Below are 6,707 nucleotides of genomic sequence, written 5' to 3'. Positions count from 1 at the left end.
TCGCCTCCGAGTCCCGCGGCTACACCGCAACCAAGCACCAGCGCGAAGTCGGCACCGGCTACTTCGACGACATCTCCACCGCGCTCAACCCGAACGCATCCACCCTCGCCCTGGTGGGATCCACCGAAGAGGGCCAGTTCCACTAAATCTTTCCCGGGTAAATAGCACTAAGTGTCGTTTTGGAGGCTCAGAACGACACCTACTGCTACCCAGTTGGGCATTGCGCAAGGAGCAATTGACATGAACACCTTCACCGAAAGCTTCACCATCAACGGCATTACGTTGACCGCCCAGCCTGTGTGCCGGCAGAACGAGGTGCTGACTCCGGATGCGCTGGACTTCGTCGCGAAACTGCACCGGGCCACTGCCGACCGGCGGCACGAGCTGCTGCGGGCCCGCCGGACCCGGCATGCCGAAATCGCCGCAGGCGCCGATCCCCGGTTCCTGCGCGAAACCGAGCACATCCGCAATGACCCGTCGTGGCGGGTCGCTCCGCCGGCCCCCGGGCTGGAGGACCGCCGGGTGGAAATCACCGGTCCGGTGGACCGCAAGATGACCATTAACGCCCTGAACTCCGGCGCCAAGGTGTGGCTGGCGGACATGGAGGACTCCTCCACCCCCACCTGGCGGAACGTCATCCAGGGCCAGCTGAATCTCACGGACGCACTGGAGCGCCGGATCGATTTCACCACCCCCGAGGGTAAGGAATACAAGCTCAAGGCCGCCGGGGACCTGCCGACCATCGTGGTCCGTCCCCGCGGCTGGCACCTGCCCGAAAAGCACATGACCATCGACGGCACACCGATCGCCGGCGGCATCGTCGACTTCGGCCTGTTCTTCTTCCACAACGCCCGCCGGCTCCTGGCCCAGGGCAAAGGGCCGTACTTCTACCTGCCCAAGATCGAAAACCACCTCGAAGCCCGGCTCTGGAACGACATCTTCATCCAGGCCCAGGACCTGCTCGGCATCCCGCAAGGCACCATCCGCGCCACCGTGCTGATCGAAACCATCACCGCAGCCTTCGAAATGGAGGAAATCCTCTACGAACTGCGCGACCACGCCTCCGGCTTGAACGCCGGCCGCTGGGACTACATCTTCTCCCTCATCAAGAACTTCCGCACCCGCGGCCCGCGCTTCGTCCTGCCGGACCGCGGCCAGGTCACCATGACGGCCCCGTTCATGCGCGCCTACACCGAACAGCTGGTCCGGGCCTGCCACAAGCGCGGCGCCATGGCCATCGGCGGCATGGCAGCCGCTGTGCCAAACCGCAAAGACCCCGACGCGAACACCAACGCCTTCGAGAAGGTGCGTGCGGATAAGACCCGTGAGGCCAACGACGGCTTCGACGGATCCTGGGTGGCCCACCCCGACCTCGTGCCCGTCTGCCGCGAAGTGTTCGACTCGATCCTGGGCGAAAAGCCCAACCAGCTGGACCGCACCCGCGAGGACGTCACCCCCGACGACCGGGCCTTGATCAACATCGCCTCCCTGCTTGGAACCATCACCGAACAAGGCATCCGCAACAACATCGAAGTCGGCATCCGCTACATCGAATCCTGGCTCCGCGGCAACGGCGCCGTCGCCATCCACAACCTCATGGAAGACGCCGCCACCGCCGAAATCGCCCGCTCCCAGCTCTGGCAATGGATCTCGGCGCAGGCCATCACCGACCACGGCCGGATTGTCAGCCATGAATGGGTTAACGAGCTGGTCGACAAGGAGTTTGGCGCCCTGAAGCGTCTTGACGGCGACCGGTTCGAAGACGCCCGCGACATCTTCGAAGAAGTCACCCTGGGCCACGACTTCCCGTCCTTCCTGACCCTCCCCGCTTACGCCCGCTACCTCACTGATGCGCATGAAGTGCCGGCCCCGGACCTGGTCGACTTGGCGTAATAGAACGTCGGCCAGCCTCGCATCCAACGCAACAGGAACCCCGAAATTCGGGGGCAGGGCCAGCCGCGACACGGTTATGTGTGCTTTGCATGCACCATCACCGGCCCTGTTCTGTGTACCGCTCAAAGAGAGCGGTACACAGGACAGCAAAGCCAGGCCCTACTCTGAACCCCCAACAGTTCGCCGCGATCTAGTGCCCGGCGTTTGTCACAGCGACTCAATTCATTCACCGGTAGGTCCGAGGCAAGTTCCACTGTTCCCATAGGGTCGGCGGTTCGGAAAACTCAATGATTGCCGTATTAAAAGGTGATCTTCAATATTTTCGCGCATAAGGTGTAAACCAATAGAAAGACCGCCATGCCAAGAATGCTTATAATTGGTCCTCCCGGTTCTGGGAAAGGCACGCAGGCCGAACAGCTATCACAGCACCTAGGAATAGTGCCAATATCAACCGGAGAAATATTCCGCTCCAACATAGGCGCCAAAACCGCTTTAGGTCGCAAAGCAAAGAAGCATGTGGATAAAGGGGACTTCGTCCCGGATGAAATCACCAACGAAATGGTGATGGAGCGCCTGCGCAGAACAGACTCTCAGCAGGGTTTCTTACTTGATGGATACCCACGCACCATGGAGCAAGTAGACACATTTGACGCGTTCCTTGCCAAGTCTGGTTGCAGTCTTAACATGGCAATCGAACTTCAGGTCAACGCCGAAGAACTTGTCCAGCGTCTAGTGGAGAGAGGAAAACAGTCGAACCGCAGCGACGACAATGAGTCGGTTATCCGGCGTCGGATCAGACTTTACGAGGAACAAACTCGGCCTATAATTTCGACATACGCTGATCGCAATATACTACTCCAGATCAACGGAATTGGAGGGCCTCGAGAAGTCACCGAACGGGTGTTGAGTGCAATGGAGGAATTCCTTTCCGCTTCAGGACAGATAAAAACCAAGAGTTGATCGTAGCTTCGGGGACCATTCTCTTCTTGGGGGCAGTTCCTGGCACACGCCAGTAGCTGTTTTGAAACCGCGCTGGGCCAGTCAGGTTGCTGGACGGGCTGACGAGCAACGCGGGTCCTTCGCCTTGTAATTCAGCTTGAATCCCAAACCGCAGCGCCTCAGGACAGGAGGTGGCCAGCATTCTTCGGGTGCCAGACGCATTCGAGGGCACCTGCTCAACCCGTGTTGGCTAGACCTTGGCCTTTGACGGACGCAGTCTTCAGCAAGCCTGTGAAGATCCACGATTCAAAGGCCGCACGAATGCAAAGGCCGCACGACGCGATACTCCAAGGCAATCGGGTCTACAGGGGCGGCGGCCCAGGACCCGTTAGGCAGTTGTTGTTGCGAGGCTGCGGGAGGAGTCCCCCGCGGCGCTGCCCAACAGGTCCGGCGAAAGCGTGGCAAGGTAGTGCTCTGCGTCAAGGGCGGCTACGGCCCCCGATGCGGCCGCGGTGACTGCCTGGCGGTAGGTCGGGTCGGTGACGTCACCGGCTGCGAAGACCCCAGGAAGGGCTGTCCGGGAGCTGCGGTCTTCAACGGCGATCGTACCCTCGGGCGTCAGATCAAGTTGCCCGTGGATCAAATGCACTCGGGGGTCGTTCCCGACCGCAATAAACAGGCCCCGTACCGCCAGATTTTGTTGCCCGCCGGTACCGGTATCACGGACTGTGACGCTTTCCACTTGATCCTCGCCGTTAATCGACACGACTTCGGAGTTCCAGACAAATTCGATCTTGTCGTTAGCGAAAGCGCGGTCCTGCATGATCTTGGATGCCCGCAGGCTGCCACGCCTGTGAACCAGGTAGACCTTCTCAGCGAAGCGGGTGAGGAACATCGCCTCCTCAAGGGCTGAGTCCCCGCCGCCGACGACAGCAATCGTTCGATCGCGGAAAAAGAAGCCATCGCACGTGGCGCACCACGAAACTCCTCGACCCGACAGACGGTCCTCATCAGCCAATCCGAGTTTCCGATAGGCGGAACCCGTGGCAAAGACAATACTCAGTGCTTCGTGGACCGCACCTGACCCGAGGGTGACGCTCTTCACCGGACCGGCCAAATCAACGCTTGTGACGTCCTCATAGAGGACGTCGGTGCCGAACCTTTCCGCTTGGGCCTGCATCTTTGCCATCAGATCCGGACCCATGATCCCTTCGGGAAATCCGGGGAAGTTCTCCACCTCAGTGGTGTTCATCAGATCACCGCCGGCCTCCACGGACGATGCGATGAGAAGCGGGCGCATATTGGCGCGTGCTGCGTAGACGGCCGCGGTATAGCCCGCCGGGCCCGAGCCGATGATTACGATCTGCCTCAAATTTGTTCTCCTTATCTGCATACAGCGCCAGAGGGGCTGTCATTCGTCTAACGCTGCGGGTCCGGGACTTTCCCACTCGATGTCCCCAGCTGGCCAATTAGCGAGGACGTGTTGAGGCCTCCGCCATGCACTTTTCCTTGCTTTGCCTTCGTCGGCAGCCCTTGAACGGGGCCCGTGGACCCCGGTGCCCCGCCATCACACCTCTCTGGTGAAGACCGATCGAGAGTTGTCTGATTGCCGTCGCAGTGAGTGGCTGAGGCGCAGGGCGACCCAGCCACTCAGGCTCTAACCAAGTCTGAAATGCGGTCAGAGCTGGGCCGGTGAAGCCGCGAGTTTGGCGTGGACTTCGGCCATGTCGAGCGCGGCGATGGCCTCGACGATGTTGCCCAGTTGGGGTTCGCTGAGAACGCCTGAATGGGAGAACACCAGGACGTTCTCGCGGAAGCCCATGATGGTGGGAATTGAAGTGATTCCCACGGCTCCAGAGAGTTCCCGTTCGGCCTCTGTATCTACCTTCACGAAAGCGACGTCGTCATACTTTTCCGAGACCTTCTCGAAGATCGGGCCGAATTGGCGGCAGGGTCCGCACCAAGCTGCCCAAAAATCCACGAGAACAATGTCGTTGCCCTCGATCGTCGCGGTGAATTGTTCTCCAGTGATGTTGGTCGTCGCCATGATGTTCCTTCCATTGAAAATGTAGGCCCTGGTCGGGCGCGGCCGGTGTTAGCCGAGGCGGGTAATGACGGGGACGGGGTTGGCCAGAGTGTCGCGGATCGGTGAGCTCGCTTCAAGTGCGCCGATCAGGTCTTCCAGGTCCTCGCGGGACGTGCCGGGGCTGTCGATTTGGACGTCCACAGTGATCTGCTGGGCACCCTTGCGGACGCTGTCGTCAATTCCGAGGAAGCCGCTGAGATCGATGTCGAAGCCCAGGGTCAGTGCGACGTGCTCGAGCGGGATGTTCCGGGCTGCAGCCAGGGAAGCCAGCGTGACCATGTAGCAGCCGGCCAGGGCTTTGAGAATGTATTCAGCTGGACTGACAGCAGTGTCGGTACCAAGCAGGGAGACCGGCTCATCGCTGTGCAGCGTGAACTTACCGCGGCGCGATTCGTCGGCGATGCCTGCCTGGGTCAGGGGTCCGGTGATGGTCTCGGCGGTGAGCCCCCCGGCAGACTCGCTGAGCATACTGAAGCTGACCTTGCCAAGCTCACGCTGCTCTGTGACGGCTGCCACTGTCGCTTCGATGGCCGCGAGGTCAGCAAAAGCCTCTGTGCGCAGGGTGTTCATTTCGGTCATAGTGTTTCCTTTCATTTGTATGTTGATGTTGTCCATCAGGCCTTCCACAGCTGAGGCGCGTTGCCGGTCAGCCTCTCGAGGAACGCCTTCTTAAGAGAAAGATTCCTGGTAGAAGGGGTAGTCGGTGTAGCCCTTGGCGCCTGTGGCGCCTTCGCCGTAGAACGTGGATGGATCCGGTTCATTGAGTGGAAGACCGTCCTTCCAGCGGAGGGCAAGGTCGGGGTTGGCGATGGCGGGCCGGCCAACGACAACGGCATCTGCATGCCCGTCAGCGACAAGGGAGACTGCCTCGTCACGGGTGGTGACGACGCCGAAGCCGCTGTTGACCAGGAAAGGCCCGCCGAACCGCTCACGGAGATCCTGGACAAAGTCACCTGACGGGTCGTGGTGGAGCAGGCTCAGGTACGCGAGCTTGAGCGGAGCGATGCTGTCCACGAGCACCTGGTAGGTGGCGCGCGCAGTGGCGTTGTTGGCTTCGTCCATGTCGTGCTGTTCGTTTTCGGGGGAAATACGGATACCGACGCGCTGGGCCCCTACCGCTGCTGCTACCGCTTCTACGGTCTCGACCACGAAACGGGCATGGTTTTCCGGGGTGCCGCCGTAGCTGTCGGTGCGGACATTGGTGCTGGGAGACAGGAATTCGTGCAGGAGGAACCCGTTGCCGGCGTGCAGTTCAACGCCGTCGAACCCGGCTTCGATGGCGTTGAGTGAGGCAGTGACGGTCTCCTGGATCACTGCGGGCAGCTCCTCGATGGTGAGGGCGTGCGGGACCGGGTACGGCTTCTTGCCCTCCGGCGTCCGGGCTTCACCTGCCATAGCGAGGGCACTGGGCGCTACGATGCGGTGGCCGCCCGTGATGTCCTCATGGGAGACCCTGCCAGCGTGCATGATCTGGGCGAAGATCCGGCCACCTTCGGCATGAACTGCGTCGGTGACTTTTTTCCAGCCGGAAATTTGGTCTGTGGTGTGGAGTCCGGGCTGGCCAGGCCAGGAGCGTCCCGCGAGGCCCGGGTAGGTGGCCTCGCTCACGATCAGGCCCAGGGAAGCCCGCTGGCGGTAGTGTTCAGCCATCAGCGGGCCGGGGATACCTTCGTCTCCGGAGCGTGTGCGGGTCAACGGGGCCATCACCAACCGGTTGGGCAGCTCAAGCTCGCCGAGGGTCATAGGGGAAAACAGCATGTATTTTGCCTTTCAAAAGCGCGCGGTGGAG

6 protein-coding genes and 1 pseudogene are annotated in these 6,707 nt (G+C 61.0%); 3 read left to right on the top strand and 4 right to left on the bottom strand.

From position 1 onward, the window contains the following. From AC5RWD_RS21770 to AC5RWD_RS21760, 3 genes and pseudogenes are all read left to right on the top strand, one after another. A pseudogene (locus AC5RWD_RS21770) lies at positions 1-146 on the top strand (isocitrate lyase); the annotation flags it as partial. Between the two features lie 94 nt (positions 147-240). Beyond that, the gene (aceB, locus tag AC5RWD_RS21765) at positions 241-1,893 is read left to right on the top strand and encodes a malate synthase A (RefSeq protein WP_494022005.1); all 1,653 of its coding nucleotides are present in this window, start codon (positions 241-243) and stop codon (positions 1,891-1,893) included. A gap of 357 nt (positions 1,894-2,250) precedes the next feature. Beyond that, complete coding sequence (locus AC5RWD_RS21760; RefSeq protein ID WP_494022004.1) at positions 2,251-2,853, top strand: adenylate kinase; 603 nt, start codon at positions 2,251-2,253, stop codon at positions 2,851-2,853. 367 nt (positions 2,854-3,220) lie between these two features. On the opposite strand, the gene trxB is transcribed toward AC5RWD_RS21760, so the two are convergent. From trxB to AC5RWD_RS21740, 4 genes are all read right to left on the bottom strand, one after another. Continuing rightward, complete coding sequence (gene trxB, locus AC5RWD_RS21755) at positions 3,221-4,204, bottom strand: thioredoxin-disulfide reductase (RefSeq protein WP_494022007.1); 984 nt, start codon at positions 4,202-4,204, stop codon at positions 3,221-3,223. Between the two features lie 306 nt (positions 4,205-4,510). Continuing rightward, on the bottom strand, positions 4,511-4,879 hold the full coding sequence (trxA, locus tag AC5RWD_RS21750) for a thioredoxin (RefSeq protein WP_494022003.1): 369 nt from the start codon (positions 4,877-4,879) through the stop codon (positions 4,511-4,513). Positions 4,880-4,927: 48 nt separating this feature from the next. Continuing rightward, entirely contained in the window at positions 4,928-5,497 is a 570-nt protein-coding gene (locus tag AC5RWD_RS21745) for an OsmC family protein (protein ID WP_494022002.1), read from the bottom strand. Positions 5,498-5,587: 90 nt separating this feature from the next. Then, entirely contained in the window at positions 5,588-6,676 is a 1,089-nt protein-coding gene (locus AC5RWD_RS21740; protein WP_494022001.1) for an alkene reductase, read from the bottom strand. Positions 6,677-6,707: the final 31 nt, after the last annotated feature.

This window comes from Arthrobacter sp. CMU6, assembly GCF_059090205.1.
The sequence above is the reverse complement of the archived record's forward strand: the minus strand, read 5'-3'. Positions and strand labels throughout refer to the sequence as shown.

Coding starts and splice junctions, on each gene's coding strand:
- AC5RWD_RS21740 (WP_494022001.1), bottom strand. CDS start 6,676: ATGCTGTTTTCCCCTATGACCCTCGGCGAGCTTGAGCTGCCCAACCGG.
- AC5RWD_RS21760 (WP_494022004.1), top strand. CDS start 2,251: ATGCCAAGAATGCTTATAATTGGTCCTCCCGGTTCTGGGAAAGGCACG.
- trxA (WP_494022003.1), bottom strand. CDS start 4,879: ATGGCGACGACCAACATCACTGGAGAACAATTCACCGCGACGATCGAG.
- aceB (WP_494022005.1), top strand. CDS start 241: ATGAACACCTTCACCGAAAGCTTCACCATCAACGGCATTACGTTGACC.
- AC5RWD_RS21745 (WP_494022002.1), bottom strand. CDS start 5,497: ATGACCGAAATGAACACCCTGCGCACAGAGGCTTTTGCTGACCTCGCG.